Below are 17,994 nucleotides of genomic sequence, written 5' to 3'. Positions count from 1 at the left end.
CAAATACGCAGGCTAGGTGCCCTTGCAAGATCACGTCCTCAAAGGAAACCGTATCATGACCCCCGCCTTGCCCCTTCTGGCCCCGGCCTTTTTCGCCCTTGTCGGCATCTTCTACATGAACCGCGACCTGCCGCGCGGATCGACCCTGTTGCGTCTGGGCGAATATGCCGGTCTGGCCGCGATGGGGGTGTCGCTGGGGGCGCTGGGTCTGCTGATCCGCGACGGATCGACGACAAGCGGGCTGCTGGGTGCGGCGAACATGGGTTTCTCGGCCCGCATCGACACGGTGAGCGTGACCATGCTGATGCTTGTCAGCTTTATCGGCTGGGTCGTGATGCGGTTTGCGGTCACCTACACCGATGGCGAAAAGAACCAGGCGCAGTTTCTGGGCTGGCTGAGTTTCGGGTTGGCTTCGGTTCTTCTACTGGTGACAGCGGGCAACTTGATCCAGTTAATCATCGGCTGGGGCGCAGTGGGCCTGTGTGTGAACCGGTTGCTGCTGACCTACCCCGAACGGGCAGCGGCGCAACGGGCGGCGCGCAAGAAGGCGCTGTGTTCCATGGCGTCTGACGGGGGGCTCATCCTTGGTGCCTTCGCGCTGGCGGCGGCCTATGGCACGGCGGACATCCAGACCATCATCGAGGCGGCACGGGCCGGTGAAGGCGGTGGGGCGGCGATCCTTGCTGCTGGTCTGCTGGCGATCTCGGCGCTGTTCAAATCGGCGCAGGTTCCCACACATGGCTGGCTGACCGAGGTGATGGAAGCCCCGACGCCGGTTTCGGCGCTGCTTCACGCGGGCGTGGTGAACGCGGGTGGCTTTCTGCTCATCCGGTTTGCGGACGTGATGCTGCTGGCGCCCGGTGTGCTGTCGGTGCTGGTGATCCTTGGCGGGTTCTCGGCGCTGTTCGGTGGTCTGGTCATGCTCACACAGCCGTCGGTAAAGACCTCGCTCGCGTGGTCTACCGTGGCGCAGATGGGCTTCATGATCCTGCAATGCGGTCTGGCGCTTTTCCCGCTGGCGCTGCTGCACATCGTGGCGCATTCGCTTTACAAGGCGCATGCCTTCCTTGCGTCGGGCGGGGCGGTACAACAGGTGGCGTCGATCCGGCGGCCCGGTCCCGTGGCGATCCCGAATGGCAAGGCAGTTCTCAAGGCGTTTGCCTTTGCGCTGGCGATCTACGGCACTTTGGGCCTGCTGCTGGGCATCGACGGCAAGTCAGCACAGGCAATTGCGCTGGGTGCAGTGCTGGTCATGGGAGTGGCCTATCTGCTTGCGCAAGGTCTGGCGGATCACGCGCCAGAGGTGCTGACGCGGCGCATGGCGGCCTATTCGGTGGCGACCACGCTGAGTTATTTTGCGCTGCAATCCATCGCGGTCTGGCTGACGACGGGCGCGCTGCCCGCAACCCCGGCCCCCGGACCGCTGCAATGGGCGCTGATGGTGCTGACCATCCTGAGCTTCGGCACGGTGGCCTTGGCACAGGCAACGTTCCCGAACTGGGCCAGCCATCCGGCCGCCCAAGGCCTTCGGGTGCATCTTTCCAACGGATTTTACCTCAACGCGGTGTTTGACCGGCTGACCGGCGGCTGGGCCGCGCGGTCACGGTAATGGACAGGACAGGAGATCACGACATGCTGACTATGGTTGAACGGTTCTCGGGTCCGGCGCTTGAGATCATGGCAGGTGCGCGGAACGCCGCCGCCCACATCCCGCCGCTGTGGTCGCTTGAGGCGACGGTTGCGGTGAACCCTTACGTCGGTCAGGCGGGTGAGCCGTTGCAGGTGGCTGCCGCCCGTCTGGCGCGGGTTGCCGGTGTGCGGACGGTGCCCGAGAGGGTGCATTTCAAGGCCAAATTCGTGGCAGGTGAACTGAGCGTGGCCGATCTGGAGGCAGGTCTTGCCGAGGTGCCGGAGCTTGGCATTTCGGTCGACGCGGTGATCGCGGCGATGGACAAGCCTGGGCGCTTGCCCGAAACCTTGCCGACGCTCGCTGATTTGGCCGAAGAGGTGTCGGAGATCAACTGGCCCGACTTCGTGGCCGAACGGATCGGCCATTGGGCGGGTGGGCATTACGACACCGGACAGGCGCTCTGGCCTGCGCCCAAGACGCGAGCCTGGCTGTCCTGGCGGTCCTTCGCGCAGCGCGATCTGACGCCCGAGATTTTCGGCCTGACCGGGTTTGCGTCGCGGGTGGCGTCGATGTCGATGTCCGCGCGGGGCGCGTTGACCAAATGTGCCGAGGATATGGGGATTACAGCGGATGCCTGCGAAAGCTATTTCCACACGTTGCTGATGCGGCTTGGTGGCTGGGCGCAACTGGCGTCGGGCGAGGCATTCCGCGCGAACCTGAAAGGCGAGGGCAACAACGACATCACCGACCTTCTGACTGCCAAGCTCGTCTTCGAGGCGGCGCTCTTGGCGCGCTACAAGGACAAGATCGGGGATCGGTGGGCGCAGGTGCTTGCATCCCATGCGCAGCCCATCGTGCCGAGTGAGGATGACCTGATCGACGCAGCGCTTCAGGCAGCGGCGGATCATGCGGCGGCGCGGGCGCTGGACGAGACCTTGGCGTTGCCGGTGGCCGTCAAGGACGATGTGCCGAACGTGCAGGCGGCGTTCTGCATCGACGTGCGCTCCGAAGTGTTCCGGCGGGCTCTTGAGGCGTCAGGCGACCGGATCGAGACCATCGGCTTTGCAGGCTTCTTCGGCATCGCGGCGGCACATCACGGGTTTGCGTCGGATGTGCTGGAGACACGCGGTCCGGTGCTGATAAACCCCGGTGCCACTTCGGCCGCAACCGACCCGCAGGAAAGCGATATGCTGACCCGCGTGGCGAAACGGGTGACGCGGGCGTGGGGCCGGTTCCGGCTGGCCGCTGTCAGCAGCTTTGCCTTCGTCGAAGCGACAGGGCCTTTATATCTTGGCAAACTGGTGCGGGATTCGCTGGCGCAGAAGCATCCGAGCCTTGGCAATGATCCGGCTCCGGCTTTGGCAGATGGTCTGACGCTTGAAGACCGGACCGGCATGGCGGCGACCATCCTGTCGGCGATGTCGATGAAATCTGGCTTTGCCAAGGTGATCCTGCTGGCCGGTCACGGTGCCGGGGTGGTCAACAACCCCCACGCCAGCGCGCTGCAATGCGGGGCATGCGGTGGTCATGCGGGTGATGTGAACGCGCGGCTGGTGGCGCTGCTGCTCAACGATGCAGACGTGCGGGCCGGGCTGGTCTCGAAGGGGATCGAGGTGCCTGCGGAGACTGTGTTCCTTGCCGGTCTGCATGACACGGTGACGGATGAGGTTCGGCTTTACGAGGACGATCTGCCTGCCGGGCACACGCAGGGTGCTACGATTGCATCGCTGAAACTGGCGCTGTCAACGGCGGCCAAGATGACGCGGACAGAGCGGTCGGCGCGTCTTCCCCGCGCGACGGATGCGGGGGCGGTCATGGAACGGGCCAAGGATTGGTCGGAAACCCGGCCCGAATGGGGGCTTGCGGGCTGTTCGGCCTTCATCGTCGCACCCCGTTCACGGACCATGGGTCGGAGCCTTGACGGGCGGTCGTTCCTGCACAGCTATGACTGGCGGCAGGATACCAATTTCCAAGTTCTGGAATTGATCCTGACCGCGCCCGTGGTTGTCGCAAGCTGGATCAGCCTCCAATACTACGGGTCATCCGTTGCGCCCGATGTGTTTGGTGCCGGGAACAAGCTGCTTCACAACGTGACCGGCGGCATCGGTGTGGTCGAAGGCAATGGCGGCGTGCTGCGCGGAGGGTTGCCGTGGCAGTCGGTGCATGACGGCGAGACATTCATGCACGATCCGCTGCGGCTGTCGGTGGCGATCGAGGCGCCACGCGCGGCGATCAGCGACATCCTTGAGCGGCACGCCGGGGTTGCGGCGCTGTTCGACAATGGTTGGCTGAAGCTCTTTGCGATGGACGATGAGGGGCGGCTTGGTTGGCGGTACACCGGCGGTGGCGCATGGGTGTCGCTGAGGGGCGACGCCCGGGCGGCGATTGCGGCGGAGTGAGGCGCGTCAGGGCTGGGTGATGTCGACCATCACGCCCAGCCCGCGCAGGACATCCCAGTAATTCGGGAAGGTCTTGGACACGCAGTAGGGATCTTCGATCCGCACGCCTTCGACCTTGATCGCGGCAAGGGCAAAGCTCATGGCGATGCGGTGGTCGGCATGGCTGTCGATCAGGCCGTCGCTCACATGGCGGGCCAGTGCGGGGTCAGCATGCACGATCAGGTCATCGCCTTCGACGTTTGCCAGACCGGGGCGCACCTGTTCCAGCCCTTTATGAACGGCGTCGATCCGGTCGCATTCCTTGACGCGCAGGTTCTCGATCCCGGTGAAGCGGACGGGCGTGTCATTGAACGCGGCCAGCACGGCGAGAGTCGGGATGGCGTCCTGCATCTGCGATCCGTCGATCTCGGACGGCATATGCGGGAAGGCGGCGATCATCTCGTAGGCCTTGGCGTCGGGCTGGTTCATGTCGCCGGGGGCGGTGCCGATATCTATGCTCCCCCCGGTAAGCTTTTCAGCCGCCCAGAGATAAGTCGCCGCACTTGCGTCAGGTTCGACGTGGTAGTCGGCAGCGGTGTAGCCGCCCGGTGCCACAACGATCTGGTTCTCGGACGGAAAGCTGACGGTCGCACCAAAGGCGCGCATGACAGCGGCGGTGATGTGCAAGTATCCCACCGCTCCAATCTTTCCGCCACCGATTGTGATGCGGGTCTCACCGTTGCCCATCGCGGCCAGCATCATGATGGCCGAGATATACTGGCTGGACAGCTTGCCGCTGACCTCGATGTCGCCGCTTTGGAATGTGCCGTTGCCGTTGACCGTGACGGGTGGGCAGCCGGTGTCGGACGTGGCATCGACGCCCATTGCGCGGAGCGTGTCCAGCAGCGGCGCGATGGGGCGTTTCTGCATGTGTTCGTCGCCGGTGACGATGGTGGTGCCGTCGGCCAAAGCGACTGCGGCGGTCAGGAAACGTGTCGCGGTGCCGGCATTGCCAAGGAAAAGCGGTTCGTCGGCTGGCTGTAGCGTGCCCGAGCCTGTGACTTCGACCGTCGTTTCATCAACCTCCGTGATGCCCACACCCATCGCGCGCAGGGCGGTCATCATGTAATGCGTGTCGTCGCTGCGTAGGATGCCGGTCAGGCGGCTGGTGCCGCGTGCGAGGCCTGCCACCAGAAGTGCGCGGTTGGTGACGGATTTGGATCCGGGCAATGTCACACGGCCCAACAGGGGCTGGGTCACGGGGGTGATCTGGGCGATGGGCAGCGACATGGCGGATCTCCGGTCGGAACGTCAAATGCGGGTTTACGGGTTTTGCAGCGCGTCGCAATCCGAAAACCGATTACCTGCACGGATGGGCAAACGAGTCATTGACGGCGTCATTAATTCCATTATTCACGAAATATGGAAATAATAATCGCCTCACAACTCTCGACACTCGGTCATCCGCAACGGCTGGCCATCTTTCGCATGCTCATGCGGCGGATGCCGGACAAGGTGCCGGCGGGTGAAATCTCGACCGCGCTGGACATCAAGCCCTCCACGCTCTCGGCTTACCTGTCGAACCTGCTGGACGCCGGATTGCTGAGCCAGACGCGGGTTGGGACATCGCTTCGTTACAGTGTGAATGTAACAAACGTGCAGGGGATGCTGGACTTCCTGCTGCTCGATTGTTGTCGGGGCAGACCGGATATGTGCAGCCCGCTGGCCGCGGGCTTTGGACAAGGAATGATGGATATGTCGCTGAAAAAATTCAATGTTCTCTTTATCTGCACCGGTAATTCGGCGCGGTCGATCTTTGCCGAAACGATCCTGCGCGACATGGCTGGAGATCGGTTCGACGTCTATTCCGCAGGCACCAAGCCCTTTTCCGAATTGAACCCGATGGCGGTGGATGTGCTGCGCCAGAAAGGGCACGACGTGTCGGCCTTGCGGGCCAAGAACGTGCAGGAATTCATGGGTGAGGGCGCGCCGAAGTTCGATTTCGTGTTCACGGTCTGCGATCAGGCTGCGAACGAAGACTGCCCGGCGTGGTCGGGCCAGCCGATCAGCGCGCATTGGGGCATGGTCGATCCGGTCAAGGCCACCGGGTCGGACGCTGAACGCAGCCTTGCGTTTCAGGCGGCCTACGGTGCGCTGCGCAATCGGATCGGCGTTTTCACAGCGCTGCCCATGAACACGCTTGACCGGATGTCTTTGCAAAAGGCCGTTGATGATATTGGACAAATGACCGAAGAGGATGCCTCCGCATGACCACCTACGCGCTGAACGGGCTTGGCCGCATTGGCAAGCTTGCCCTGAAACCCTTGTTGGAGCGGGGCGTCAAGATCGCGTGGATCAACGACGCGGCGGGCGATCCTGAAATGCATGCGCATCTGTTCGAGTTCGACACGGTGCATGGGCGGTGGAATGCCGCGTTTTCGCACGACGCAGAGAGCATCACCATTGACGGTGTACGCCTGCCGTTTGTCGGCACATCCGACCTGTCGGCGCTGCCGATGGAGGGCGTTGATGTGGTGATCGACTGTACCGGCGTTTTCAAATCCGAGGCGAAGATCGCGCCCTATTTTCAAATGGGAGCGAAGAAAGTCGTGGTCTCTGCTCCGGTCAAGGACGGACCGACCGCGAACATCGTGTTTGGTGTGAATGACGACATCTATGATGCTGAAAACCATGATATTGTGACAGCCGCCAGTTGCACAACCAATTGCTTGGCGCCCGTTGTGAAGGTGTTGCACAAGGAGATTGGTATAAGCCACGGTTCTATAACGACAATCCATGATGTAACGAACACTCAGACGATTGTCGATCGCCCCGCCAAAGACCTGCGCCGCGCGCGGTCGGCTTTAAATTCCCTGATCCCGACAACCACGGGAAGTGCGACAGCGATCACTCTGATCTATCCCGAGCTAAAGGGTCGTTTGAACGGTCACGCTGTGCGGGTGCCGCTGCTGAATGCGTCGCTGACCGATTGCGTGTTCGAGATGGATCGCGCGACAACGGTGGAAGAGGTGAACGCGCTGTTCAAGGCGGCGTCGGAAGGTTCGCTCAGGGACATTCTCGGGTACGAAGAGCGCCCGCTTGTGTCGGCCGACTACACCAACGACACGCGGTCGAGCATTGTCGATGCGCTTTCCACGATGGTGGTGAACGGCACGCAGGTGAAGGTCTACGCGTGGTATGACAACGAGATGGGCTATGCGCACCGGCTGGTGGATGTGGCGCTGATGGTGGGCGGTCGGCTGTGAGCAAACCCGAGGGGCTCTCTGCCTATATCGCCGTGACGGCGGCCTATTGGGCGTTCATGCTGACCGATGGCGCGCTGCGGATGTTGGTGCTGCTGCACTTTCACACGCTTGGGTTTTCGCCGGTGCAGCTGGCCTACCTCTTCGTGCTCTACGAGATCGCGGGCATGGTGACAAACCTGTCCGCCGGTTGGATCGCGGCGCGGTTCGGATTGACCTCGACGCTCTATGCCGGGTTGGGCTTGCAGGTTGTGGCGCTTGTCGTGCTGGCGCAGTTGGATCCGTCCTGGGCCATTACCGCGTCGGTCGCCTTTGTCATGTGTGTGCAAGGCGCGTCGGGGGTGGCCAAGGATCTGGCCAAGATGTCGTCGAAATCGGCGGTCAAGCTGCTGGCCCCGACAACGGGCGGCGGGTTGTTCCGCTGGGTGGCGGTGTTGACCGGGTCGAAGAACGCGGTCAAGGGCGTGGGTTTCCTGCTGGGCGCGGCGCTCTTGGCAACGCTGAGCTTTGTTGCGGCGATCTATGCGATGGCGGCGGTTCTGGCGGTGATCCTGCTGGCGATCATCATCTTCATGCCTTCCGGCCTGCCCAAAGGGCGCAAGGGCGCGAAGTTTTCCGAGGTGTTTTCCAAATCCGCCAACGTGAACTGGTTGTCCGCAGCGCGGGTGTTCTTGTTCGGGGCGCGCGACGTGTGGTTTGTCGTGGGCATCCCGATCTATTTCTACGCGGTGCTGTCTGACGGAACCGAGGCGGGCAACCGCGCGGCGTTTTTCCTGATCGGGACGTTCATGGCGGTCTGGATCATCCTTTACGGGGTCGTGCAGGCAAACACGCCAAAGCTTTTGAAGGCGACCCAGCGCAATGAAGGCGCGCTGATCGCGGATGCGCGGAAATGGGCGTTTCTGCTGTTGGTGGTGCCGGTGGCGCTGACCGCAGCGGCGGTGCTGTCGCCGGAACCGCAGACATGGCTGACGGTCACCTTGGTGATCGGGCTGTTGGTGTTCGGCGCGCTGTTCGCCATCAATTCGGCGCTGCATTCTTACCTGATCCTTGCCTTCACCCAAAACGAACGGGTGACGATGGATGTGGGCTTTTACTACATGGCGAATGCGGGCGGGCGGCTCTTGGGCACGGTGCTGTCGGGCCTAAGCTATCAGGTCGGCGGGTTGCCCTTGGTTCTGGGTACGGCGTCGGTGATGGTGGCCTTGGCTGCTCTGATCTCCGGACGGTTGCGCAGCGAAGGTGTGGCGCAGACCGTTTGAGGCGCGACCCTCGACACGGGGGGCAAAGACGGGCACATCTCTGGGCATCGTCTGACCACAGGAATGCCCATGACACCCTTTGCTTTTGCCACGGCAGACATGATCCGGTTCGGACGCGGCGCGGCGGTTCAGGCGGTGCCTGCGCTTGTCGCATTGGGCGCGCGGGTGTTGCTGGTCACGGGCGCGACCGCGGCGCGGGCGGAGTGGTTGAAAGACGCGCTTGAGGGTGAGGGCGTTGTCGTAACGGATTTCTCGGTCGCGCATGAACCGGATGTTGCGTTGATCGAAAGCGGCGTTGCGGTGGCGCGCGCGGCACAGATTGCGGCGGTCATCGCCATAGGTGGCGGCGCGGTGGTTGATGCGGGCAAGGCGATTGCTGCGCTGGCGCCAGCAACGCGCCCAATGCTGGACCATCTGGAGGTGGTGGGCAAAGGCCTTCCATTGGACGTGGCTCCGTTGCCGTTTGCCGCTCTGCCAACGACCGCAGGCACCGGGGCCGAGGTCACAAAAAACGCGGTAATCTCGGTGCCAGAAGCTCAGCGGAAGGTCAGTCTGCGCGATCCGCGCATGTTGCCGACACTGGCGATTGTCGATCCGGCGCTGACGGACAATTGCCCGCGTGGGGTGACTTTGGCGTCGGGGCTGGATGCGGTCACGCAGGTGATCGAGCCGTATCTGTCGTCCAAAGCCAATCCGTTGACCGACGCGATCTGCCGCGATGCGATTCCCAAGGGGCTGGTGGCGATCCGGCGAATCATGGACGGTGAAGACCCCGATGCGCGGGATGCACTGGCGTGGGTGAGTCTGTGCGGTGGGCTGGCCCTTGCCAATGCCGGGCTTGGCGTGGTGCATGGATTGGCCGGGCCTTTGGGTGGCTTGTCCAACGCCGCGCATGGAGCCATTTGCGGCGCGCTGCTGCCGCACGGGTTGCGGGCCAATGCCGAGGCGGGGGATGATCCGGTCTTGCAGGCGCGGATTGCCGAGGTGCAGGGCTGGATCGCGCAGGCCTTTGGAGGTGCGCCGGGGGATGCATTCGAGACATTACATCACTGGTCGCGCAAGGCGGGATTGCCGGGCCTCGATGCGCAGGGGATCAGCGACGCGACGCGGGCCAAGGCGGTCAAGGACGCGGTGAGTTCGTCGTCGATGAAGGCGAATCCGGTGGATCTGACCGAAAAACAGCTATTGAACCTGATGGAGCGGGCGCGATGACGGATCACACCACAACCCATGATGCCGAAGAAGACCCGCGCAACCGGGATATCCTCATCTACATCAATGGAGAGCTCTACCCGCGCGAGGAGGCCAAGGTGTCGGTCTACGATTCCGGGTTTCTGCTGGGCGATGGCATGTGGGAGGGGATGCGGCTTTATGATGGGCATTGGGCGTTTCTCGAAGACCACATGGACCGGTTTTTCGGCTCTTGCTACGCGGTGGGCCTTGATGTGGGCATGGATCGCGACGGGATCGCCGATGCGCTGCGCATGACGGCCGAGGCGAACGGCATGACCACGGATGTGCATTGCCGGTTGATGCTGACGCGCGGCACCAAGGTGAAACCGTTCCAGCATCCGAGCCTGTCGCGGTCGGGGCCAACGCTGGTGATCATCATGGAACATTCGAAACCGGCAGAGGCATTGCAGGCCCAGGGAATTCGCCTTGCCTCGGTGCCGCAGGTGCGGGGGCTGCCGCACAGCCAGGATGCCAAGTTCAACAGCCATTCCAAGCTGAACTGCGTGATCGCCTGCCTTCAGGCCGAAGCGGCGGGCGCGGACGAGGCGTTGATGCTCGACCCGCATGGGTTTGTGAACACCACCAACGCCTGCAACTTCTTCATCATCCGCAAGGGTGAGGTTTGGACCTCGACCGGGGACTACTGCATGAACGGGGTGACGCGGCAGAAGGTCATCGACCTGTGCCGCGAGAACGGGATTCCGGTGTTCGAGAAGAACTATTCGCTTTACGAGGCGTATTCGGCGGACGAGGCGTTTCTGACCGGCACGTTTGGGGCGCAAACGCCTGTGGCGTCGATTGACGGCAAGACGATTGGATCAGGTGAGCGCCCGCTCACGCATCGTATCCGCGCGCTGTATAAAGAGGCGATCGCCAAGGACATCGCGGTCCACAAGGCGGGTTAGGTGATCGCGTAAAGCTCGACCTTAACGCTGCTTTGATTGCGCGCGCCGACACCGGCAAAAAGCGTTCGGTTGACCCAATCATAGCGCGCATCGCCCGTTTCAAGCCGGGCATGGGTGCGCATGTAGTAGGATGCGGGGTCCACGGGTTCGCCGCGCGCGACGGCGTCGAGCACCTCTTTCGGGCCATGCCGGTAGCCGTAATTGACGATCTCGATGGTCGCGCCATCGTCGGTTTCCATCGCGTAGCGTGTATCGAGTTCGGCCAATCCATCCGCGAAGATCGTCTGCCAGTCGGCCCCGAGACTCAGGATGCGACCCGAAAGGCGCGGGCCGGTGACGGTGCCGCCGACAATCGGTATGATGCGTCTGACCCCGGCGCGCCCTTGTCCCATGTCGCGGATCGGGTCGAGGACCACGTTGAGCGTGCAGACGTGGTCTAGCTTAGGCTGGGGCAGCTGCATGGGAACCCTTTCCGTGATAAACTGTTTACTAGATTAACAATATGGGATAATCGAGCATCAGACAACAGGAGACATGATATGGCGTCGGTTCCCAGGACAAATCGGCAGGATCCTGAAGAGACACTGGTGGAAACGCCGGATCTTGAAGAATTCATCGGGTACAACCTCAAGCGGGCTTATGTCATCGTGCAGGCCGACTTTCGCCGCGCTCTTGGTGAAGACGGGTTTGCGCCGCGCGTGTTCTCTGCTTTGTCACTGGTGGTTCAGTATCCAAACGTGACCCAAAGTGGCCTTGCCCGAATGCTGGGTATCGAACGTTCAGGCCTGGTGGCCATCGTGGACGAATTGGAAGGCCGTGGATTGCTCAAGCGGACACATGTGCCGGGGGACCGTCGTGTGCAAGCGCTGGTGCCGACCGCGGCAGGGTCAAAGGCCTATGCAGAAGCGCGCACTGCGGTACGGGCACATGAGGACCGGCTGCTGGCCAATCTCAGCGATGCGGAAAAATCAACGCTGTTGGCACTCTTGGCGAAGATCCGGGCGCATGAGGACTGACATGCAGGATTGGGCGGGATTCGGTGCAATTGTCACCGGTGGTGCCTCTGGGCTGGGGGCTGCCACCGCGCGGCGATTGGCGGATGACGGGCTCAACGTCACGCTGTTCGATCTGAACGAAGAGCTTGGCATGGCGCATGCCAAGATGATCGGCGGGCGGTTTGCCCGTGTCGATGTGAGCGATCCGGGTTCGGTCGAGGCGGGAATTGACGCTGCTGTCAGCGCGCATGGGACATTGCGCGTGCTGGTGAATTGCGCAGGGGTCGGAGGCGCGGCCAAGACCGTGTCACGCGGGCAGGCGCATGATCCGGCGCTGTTTGAAAAGATCATGCGGGTGAATCTTTTGGGCAGTTTCAACTGTGCCAGTCAGGTGGCGGCCAAGGTCGTGGCTGCCGATCCCGTTGGCAAAGACGGGGCGCGGGGCGTGATCGTCAACACCGCCTCGGTCGCGGCGTTCGACGGACAGGTCGGTCAATTGGCCTATGCCGCGTCAAAGGGGGGTATCGTGGCGATGACCCTGCCAATGGCGCGCGATCTGGCGGACAAGGGCGTGCGCGTCTGTACCGTCGCCCCCGGTCTGTTCCGGACGCCGTTGCTGCATGAATTGCCGGACGAGGTTCAGGCGTCGCTGGGCGCGCAGGTGCCGTTTCCGTCGCGGCTGGGTGATCCGGCGGAATACGCTGCGCTGGTGTCGCACATCACGCGCAATCCGATGTTGAATGGCGAAGTGATCCGCCTTGATGGCGCGATCCGCATGGCGCCGCGATAGCGGTATCCGGGGAGAGGGGGGACGATGAATATCAAAGCAGACCTGAGCGACAGTGATTTCTGGCAGCCCGAGTTCGAGATCGAGACCCGCGCCGACGGAACCATTCTGATGTGCCAGAAGGGTGCGTTGACGGGCTATCTACCAACGCTTGCCGACTATCTCGACAAATGGGCCGATGCGACGCCGGACCAGCCTTGGATCGCCCGGCGTGGTGCGGATGGAGAGTGGGTGCGGATCACCTATGGGGACGCCCGTGATCAGGCCCGCCGGATCGGTGGGGCGTTGCTTGCGCTGGGGTTGGGGCCTGAGCGCCCGCTGTTGATTCTGTCCGAGAACAGCCTTGAACATGCGCTTTTGGCGGCGGCCTGTTTCTATGTCGGACTCCCCTATGCCCCCGTGTCGCCTGCCTATTCGCTGGTTTCCAAGGATCATGCCAAGCTGAAGGATATTGCGTCGACCCTCAATCCCGGTGCTGTTTTCGCCGATAACGGACAGGCGTTCAGCGTCGCGTTCGATGCGATTGCAAACGAGGGGCGTCATGTGCTGACGCGACACGCACCCGTCGATGGTGCGATCGGCTTTGATGCGTTGCTGACAGGGAATCCGGAACTGGCCGATGCGGCCCGCCAAAACGTAAAGTCGGATACGGTGGTGAAGTACCTGTTCACCTCGGGTTCAACCGGATCACCCAAGGCTGTGATCAACACCAATGGCATGATCTGTGCGATGCAGGCGATGGTGCGGGACTGCTATCGGTTTGTTACCAGAACGCCGCCGGTTGTGCTCGACTGGGCACCGTGGAACCATACGGCGGCAGGCAACAAGGTGTCCTACCTTGTGCTGACCAATGGCGGCACCTATTACATCGACGACGGCAAGCCGGGGCCGGGCAAGTTTGACGAGACGCTGCGCAATCTGCGCGACATATCGTGTACATGGTATTTCAACGTGCCGATTGGCTGGGACATGCTGGTGGACCGGCTTGAACAGGATGAAGCGCTGGCGCAGACCTTTTTCAAGAACCTCAGCATGATGTTCTATGCCGGGGCTGGCATGGCTCAGCACACTTGGGACCGGCTGCGCGCGATAGGTCGCAAGACGACCGGGCACGAAGTGTTGCTGTCGACGTCGCTCGGGGCGACGGAAACCGCGCCGTTTGCCCTGTCCTGCACCGAGGTTCAGGAGAAATCGGGCAATGTCGGCGTTCCGGCCAAGGGTTTGACGATGAAGCTGGTGCCCAATGGGGGAAAGCTGGAGTTGCGTCTGAAGGGGCCAAGCGTGACTCCGGGCTATTACGGCGACCCCGACAAGACGCGCGAGGCGTTTGACGAGGAAGGCTATTACTGCATGGGCGATGCGCTGCGGCCGGCGGACCCGATGGATTTGACCAGGGGGTTTTTCTTCGACGGGCGTGTTGCAGAGAATTTCAAGCTGAACACCGGGACATGGGTCGCGGTGGGCGCTGTGCGGGCGGCATTGGTCGATGCGATGGACGGGCTGATCCGGGATGCGGTGATCACCGGCGAAGACGAAGCAGAGCTTGGCGCGTTGGTGTTGTTGTCCGATCGCGCGGACAAGATGGCAGCGGATGCCCTGACCGATGCACTGACAGAACGTTTGGCACGGGCTGCCAAACTGGCTACGGGATCGGCCAGTCGGATCAGGCGGATCTTGGTTCTGCCCCATGCGCCCAGCTTTGATCGGGGGGAAGTCACCGAAAAAGGCTCTTTGAACCAGCGGGCCATGCGGAACAACAACGATGCGCTTGTGCGCCACCTGCATGATGGTGGTGAGGGGACAATCCTGGTCTGAGTGCAGGGGCTTCAGACGGGTTTTCCGGCGGGAGTCAGGCTGTCGAAGGACATGCCTGTGACCGACTCGAACTCTGCCTCATCCCAGAAGCCAATGAGGATTCCCTCTTCTGCTGCGATCTTCTGGCCCTCCAGAACCCGCGGCGTGGCGGTGATCCGGGTGTGGTGACGGGTGGCCCAGTCCAGAACGGCGGACTCCATCCTGCGGCGGACCTCCTGATGTTCCGGTGAGGGTGACGCACCCAGATCGGTGACTTCCAGTGGGTCGGTTTTCAGATCGAACAGAACCGGACGGAAGGTCTCGCAGCGGATGTATTTCCAGCGTCCGTCAAAGATCATCGTCGTGTGTGCGTCCTGTTGTGGGACACCAAGGGCGCGGGCCATTTCGGACCAGTGGTAATCATGTTCGCTGATCGCATAGCGGCGCGAAAACCCGTCAGTTCCATGCAGGATCGGTGTCAGGTCACGCCCTTCGAGGATGTGGGGTTTCGGTGGGGCACCGAGAGCCGACAGGAAGGTCGGCGCAAGGTCGATCATCTCGACCAGCGCATCGGAGACCGTGCCGCGCGTTTTATCGGCCTCGGGGCGGGGATCAGAGATGATCAGCGGCACCTTGACGGCAACCTCGTGGTAGAAATCCTTGTCCCCCATCCAGTGGTCGCCCATGTAATCGCCGTGATCCGAGGTGAAGGCGATGATCGTGTTCCTTCTGAGCCCGGTGTCGTCCATCCATGTGAACAGCCGTCCCAGATTGTCGTCGAGCTGTTTGATCAGGCCCATATAGGCGGGGACGACGTGGTCGCGGACATGATTGCGCGCAAAGCTGCGGCAGACGCGGGCGTTGAGATAGGCCTGCATCAAGGGGTGATCGGTGTCGCGCTCGGCGTCGCTGCGGATCGGATCGACGATGTGCCGTTCGTCATACATGTCGTGATAGGGGGCAGGCACGATGTAGGGCCAGTGCGGTTTGATGTAGCTCAGGTGACAGACCCACGGCGCACCGTTTTTCTGCGCGCCCTGCATGAAGTCCATGGCCCGGTTGGTCATATAGGCGGTTTCCGAATGCTCTTCGGGGACATTCGCGGGCAGGCGCGCGTTCTTCAGCAGCCATGCCGACAGCAATGCGCCGTCCTTATCAAGACCCGAATTGGCAAAGTCTTCCCACGGGTTGTCTGATTTGAACCCGTGCGCAACGAGGTAATCGTCATAGGCGGACCAGTTTTGCCGGGCGCTGTCCGGGTGCAGACCGTCATCCCGTTCGAAGGCGTCAAAGCCGCATTCGGACCGGCGCACCCCGATCTCGCTTTTGGGATCGATGCCCAGCCACGCCATGCCTTCAGCGTCGGCCACCATGTGGGTTTTTCCCACCAGCACTGCACGCGCACCGGCATCGCGCAGGTGATCGCCCAAGGTGGGTTCCCCGATGCGCAGCGGCATGCCGTTCCACGTTGATCCGTGACTGCGGACATAGCGGCCCGTATAGGCCGACATGCGTGACGGCCCGCAGACCGGAGATTGCACATAGGCGTTGGCAAACCGCACTCCACGCCGGGCAAGGGCGTCGATATGAGGGGTGTGCAGATGCGGATGGCCGTAACAGCTCAGGTAATCAAAGCGCAGTTGGTCGGCCATGATCCACAGAATGTTTGGGCGGTCTGTCATCCTGCTGTGTCCTGTTCTGCATCTGCCTGCGCGGCGTTTGCAGGTCGCGACCTTGTTCGGTGCTGCCCCAAATGCCGTGACCGCACCTTAAAGAGCGTCGATCACCCAGACCAGCCATAGCGTGATCGCCGGAAAACAGGCAAGAATGACAACGCGGACCATGTCTGTCAGGACAAAGGGCAGGGCCCCTTTGTAGGTCTGGCCGATCGGCGTTTCCTTGGCCATCGAGTTGATGATGAAGAGATTCATCCCCACAGGGGGCGTGATCAGCCCCACCTCGACCACGATCAGCACAAGGATTCCGAACCACAACCCGACGTCATTTGCGCTCATCCCGAAGTCGAGAACCGACATGATCGGAAAGATGATCGGCACGGTAAGAAGCACCATCGACAGTGAATCCATCACGCAGCCAAAAACAAGGTACATCAATAGAACAAGTGTCAGGATCAACCATGGCGAGAAGCCCTGATCCCCAACCCAGACCGACGCGGTTTGCGGCAGTTGAGTCAGCGACAGGAAGTTGTTGTAGATGCCCGCGCCGAGGATGATCAGAAAGATCATCGCAGACGAGGCGGCCGTTGACAGGATCGCCTGATTGAGTTTGCTCCAGCTCATCGTTCCGGATGCCAGTGCGATGAGTCCGGTCCCTGCGGCCCCGACAGCAGCGGCTTCGGTCGGGGTGAAGATCCCGGCATAGATGCCACCGACAACAGCGACAAAGATCAGGATCACTGGCCAGACCTGCCCGAGCGCCTTCATCCGCTGGCCCCATGGCACCCGGTCCTTGACAGCGGCGCTGTTGGGCGACCAGTGGACCCAGACGGAAATGGCGATCATGTAGCCGATCGCGGCAAGGATGCCGGGGATCAGCGCGGCGACAAACAGCTTTTCAATATTCTGTTCTGCAAGGATGGCATAGATGACAAGGATCACCGAGGGCGGGATCAGAATGCCCAGCGTGCCACCTGCGGCCAGCGCACCGGTGGCCAGCGATCCCGGATAGCCATAGCGGCGCAGTTCGGGCAGGGCGACCTGTCCCATCGTGGCCGCTGTCGCCAAGGATGATCCGCAGATCGCACCAAACCCGGCGCAGGCCCCGACGGCGGACATGGCAACGCCACCTTTTCGATGCCCGAGAAAGCTTTCCGCCGCGCGAAACAGCGACGCCGACATGCCGGACAGAGTGGCGAACTGGCCCATCAGCAGGAACAGCGGGATGATCGAAAAGGAATAGTTCGAAAACGTCCCGTAAGTTAGCGTCTTGAGCTGGTTCAGCGTCATCATGGACGACCCGATCACCAGGTATGTGCCTCCGACACCGACGCCGATCATGGCCAAGGCAATCGGCGCGCGCAGGAAAACGAGGACCAGCAGAACCGGAAAGGACCAGAGGGCGAGTTCGATGTTCGACATTTGGGAATTCCTAGTCCGGCAGACCGGCAAGCCGCCGACCTGACCGCAGAACGCAGAAGGCGGCCACGAAGATAAAACCCACTGCGCCCACAAGACTGGCGGCATAGCCCTGCCAAAGCGGGATCTGCGCGATCAGGGTTGTTTCTCCGAATGAAAGTTTGTCCTGCATGCCAAGGTACAGACGCCATGTTCCGACGGCCGCCACCACCAGCATTCCAGTGTTGAACAGAAGATCCAGAAACCGGTTCATCGGTTTGGGCATCACGGGCTGAAAAAGATCGACCCGTGCATGCGCCTCTTGCAGGTGCGCCCACGGCAGGAAGGCAAAGATCGCTGCGGCCATCCCGATTTCGGTCATGTCATAAATGCCCCGGATCGGACCAAGGCCGATGTCAAATGTCACGACGGCACGTCCGAAGATCGACACACATGTCAGGACGATCAGAACGATCAGAACTCCGCCACCCGCCAAAGCGAGACTGCGCGCGACAAGCTCTGTGATTGAATATAGCCGCCGGTACATTGCCTCTCTCCCTGCAAACGGGAGGCTGACGCGCCTCCCGTTCGTTTGGCTGTGATCGTCAGCCGCCGTGTTTGGCGATCAAGGACTTGGCTTGTTCGATCAGCGCGGCTCCATCAATGCCCTTGG

General features: G+C 62.0%; 15 protein-coding genes. 10 read left to right on the top strand and 5 right to left on the bottom strand.

Going from position 1 to position 17,994, the window contains the following annotated elements; translation table 11 throughout:
- Positions 1–55: 55 nt before the first annotated feature.
- On the top strand, positions 56–1,609 hold the full coding sequence (locus tag ACTIEN_RS20530; RefSeq protein WP_439525015.1) for a proton-conducting transporter transmembrane domain-containing protein: 1,554 nt from the start codon (positions 56–58) through the stop codon (positions 1,607–1,609).
- A gap of 23 nt (positions 1,610–1,632) precedes the next feature.
- A complete protein-coding gene (locus ACTIEN_RS20525; protein WP_439525014.1) occupies positions 1,633–4,029 on the top strand; it encodes a YbcC family protein in 2,397 nt (798 codons plus the stop codon).
- A 6-nt stretch (positions 4,030–4,035) separates the two neighbouring features.
- Here ACTIEN_RS20525 and aroA read toward each other — a convergent pair whose 3' ends face one another.
- Positions 4,036–5,298, bottom strand: a complete 1,263-nt coding sequence (gene aroA, locus ACTIEN_RS20520; protein ID WP_439525013.1) for a 3-phosphoshikimate 1-carboxyvinyltransferase — start codon at positions 5,296–5,298, stop codon at positions 4,036–4,038.
- A gap of 132 nt (positions 5,299–5,430) precedes the next feature.
- On the opposite strand from aroA, the gene ACTIEN_RS20515 reads away from it, so the two are divergent.
- The 5 genes from ACTIEN_RS20515 (at position 5,431) to ACTIEN_RS20495 (ending at position 10,671) form a co-directional block, all read left to right on the top strand.
- Positions 5,431–6,279 carry a helix-turn-helix domain-containing protein gene (locus ACTIEN_RS20515; protein ID WP_439525012.1) on the top strand — a complete coding sequence of 283 codons (849 nt, stop codon included), beginning with the start codon at positions 5,431–5,433 and terminating at the stop codon, positions 6,277–6,279.
- On the top strand, positions 6,276–7,274 hold the full coding sequence (locus tag ACTIEN_RS20510; RefSeq protein WP_439525011.1) for an ArsJ-associated glyceraldehyde-3-phosphate dehydrogenase: 999 nt from the start codon (positions 6,276–6,278) through the stop codon (positions 7,272–7,274). The genes ACTIEN_RS20515 and ACTIEN_RS20510 overlap by 4 nt, the downstream gene beginning before the upstream one ends.
- Positions 7,271–8,533, top strand: a complete 1,263-nt coding sequence (arsJ, locus tag ACTIEN_RS20505; protein WP_439525010.1) for an organoarsenical effux MFS transporter ArsJ — start codon at positions 7,271–7,273, stop codon at positions 8,531–8,533. Before ACTIEN_RS20510 ends, arsJ begins: the two co-directional genes overlap by 4 nt.
- Before the next feature lie 69 nt (positions 8,534–8,602).
- The gene (locus ACTIEN_RS20500; RefSeq protein ID WP_439525009.1) at positions 8,603–9,745 is read left to right on the top strand and encodes an iron-containing alcohol dehydrogenase; all 1,143 of its coding nucleotides are present in this window, start codon (positions 8,603–8,605) and stop codon (positions 9,743–9,745) included.
- Positions 9,742–10,671 carry an aminotransferase class IV gene (locus tag ACTIEN_RS20495; RefSeq protein WP_439525008.1) on the top strand — a complete coding sequence of 310 codons (930 nt, stop codon included), beginning with the start codon at positions 9,742–9,744 and terminating at the stop codon, positions 10,669–10,671. The genes ACTIEN_RS20500 and ACTIEN_RS20495 overlap by 4 nt, the downstream gene beginning before the upstream one ends.
- Here ACTIEN_RS20495 and ACTIEN_RS20490 read toward each other — a convergent pair.
- On the bottom strand, positions 10,668–11,132 hold the full coding sequence (locus ACTIEN_RS20490; protein WP_439525007.1) for a DUF3237 domain-containing protein: 465 nt from the start codon (positions 11,130–11,132) through the stop codon (positions 10,668–10,670). The genes ACTIEN_RS20495 and ACTIEN_RS20490 overlap by 4 nt on opposite strands.
- Positions 11,133–11,210: 78 nt before the next feature.
- Here ACTIEN_RS20490 and ACTIEN_RS20485 point away from each other — a divergent pair, with 78 nt between their 5' ends.
- The 3 genes from ACTIEN_RS20485 to ACTIEN_RS20475 are packed head-to-tail and all read left to right on the top strand — an operon-like array spanning position 11,211 to position 14,268.
- Positions 11,211–11,687: a MarR family winged helix-turn-helix transcriptional regulator gene (locus tag ACTIEN_RS20485; RefSeq protein WP_439525006.1), complete on the top strand. Its 477-nt coding sequence runs from the start codon at positions 11,211–11,213 to the stop codon at positions 11,685–11,687.
- Between the two features lies 1 nt (position 11,688).
- The gene (locus ACTIEN_RS20480) at positions 11,689–12,456 is read left to right on the top strand and encodes an SDR family NAD(P)-dependent oxidoreductase (protein ID WP_439525005.1); all 768 of its coding nucleotides are present in this window, start codon (positions 11,689–11,691) and stop codon (positions 12,454–12,456) included.
- A 24-nt stretch (positions 12,457–12,480) separates the two neighbouring features.
- Positions 12,481–14,268, top strand: coding sequence for a feruloyl-CoA synthase (locus ACTIEN_RS20475; RefSeq protein WP_439525004.1), 1,788 nt, complete (start codon positions 12,481–12,483; stop codon positions 14,266–14,268).
- 11 nt (positions 14,269–14,279) lie between these two features.
- Here ACTIEN_RS20475 and ACTIEN_RS20470 read toward each other — a convergent pair whose 3' ends face one another.
- The 3 genes from ACTIEN_RS20470 to ACTIEN_RS20460 form a co-directional block, all read right to left on the bottom strand.
- Complete coding sequence (locus tag ACTIEN_RS20470) at positions 14,280–15,929, bottom strand: sulfatase-like hydrolase/transferase (protein ID WP_439525003.1); 1,650 nt, start codon at positions 15,927–15,929, stop codon at positions 14,280–14,282.
- Positions 15,930–16,016: 87 nt separating this feature from the next.
- Positions 16,017–17,345 carry a TRAP transporter large permease gene (locus tag ACTIEN_RS20465; protein WP_439525002.1) on the bottom strand — a complete coding sequence of 443 codons (1,329 nt, stop codon included), beginning with the start codon at positions 17,343–17,345 and terminating at the stop codon, positions 16,017–16,019.
- A gap of 10 nt (positions 17,346–17,355) precedes the next feature.
- Positions 17,356–17,868: a TRAP transporter small permease gene (locus ACTIEN_RS20460; RefSeq protein ID WP_439525001.1), complete on the bottom strand. Its 513-nt coding sequence runs from the start codon at positions 17,866–17,868 to the stop codon at positions 17,356–17,358.
- Between the last annotated feature and the right edge of the window lie 126 nt (positions 17,869–17,994).

It is taken from the genome of Marivita sp. (assembly GCF_051859345.1).
GTDB lineage: Bacteria > Pseudomonadota > Alphaproteobacteria > Rhodobacterales > Rhodobacteraceae > Marivita.
This window is presented reverse-complemented; position numbering and strand designations above follow the sequence as displayed.

Coding starts and splice junctions, on each gene's coding strand:
- ACTIEN_RS20465 (WP_439525002.1), bottom strand. CDS start 17,345: ATGTCGAACATCGAACTCGCCCTCTGGTCCTTTCCGGTTCTGCTGGTC.
- ACTIEN_RS20500 (WP_439525009.1), top strand. CDS start 8,603: ATGACACCCTTTGCTTTTGCCACGGCAGACATGATCCGGTTCGGACGC.
- ACTIEN_RS20475 (WP_439525004.1), top strand. CDS start 12,481: ATGAATATCAAAGCAGACCTGAGCGACAGTGATTTCTGGCAGCCCGAG.
- ACTIEN_RS20510 (WP_439525011.1), top strand. CDS start 6,276: ATGACCACCTACGCGCTGAACGGGCTTGGCCGCATTGGCAAGCTTGCC.
- ACTIEN_RS20525 (WP_439525014.1), top strand. CDS start 1,633: ATGCTGACTATGGTTGAACGGTTCTCGGGTCCGGCGCTTGAGATCATG.
- ACTIEN_RS20515 (WP_439525012.1), top strand. CDS start 5,431: ATGGAAATAATAATCGCCTCACAACTCTCGACACTCGGTCATCCGCAA.
- ACTIEN_RS20530 (WP_439525015.1), top strand. CDS start 56: ATGACCCCCGCCTTGCCCCTTCTGGCCCCGGCCTTTTTCGCCCTTGTC.
- ACTIEN_RS20490 (WP_439525007.1), bottom strand. CDS start 11,132: ATGCAGCTGCCCCAGCCTAAGCTAGACCACGTCTGCACGCTCAACGTG.
- ACTIEN_RS20495 (WP_439525008.1), top strand. CDS start 9,742: ATGACGGATCACACCACAACCCATGATGCCGAAGAAGACCCGCGCAAC.
- ACTIEN_RS20460 (WP_439525001.1), bottom strand. CDS start 17,868: ATGTACCGGCGGCTATATTCAATCACAGAGCTTGTCGCGCGCAGTCTC.
- ACTIEN_RS20470 (WP_439525003.1), bottom strand. CDS start 15,929: ATGACAGACCGCCCAAACATTCTGTGGATCATGGCCGACCAACTGCGC.
- ACTIEN_RS20480 (WP_439525005.1), top strand. CDS start 11,689: ATGCAGGATTGGGCGGGATTCGGTGCAATTGTCACCGGTGGTGCCTCT.
- ACTIEN_RS20485 (WP_439525006.1), top strand. CDS start 11,211: ATGGCGTCGGTTCCCAGGACAAATCGGCAGGATCCTGAAGAGACACTG.
- aroA (WP_439525013.1), bottom strand. CDS start 5,298: ATGTCGCTGCCCATCGCCCAGATCACCCCCGTGACCCAGCCCCTGTTG.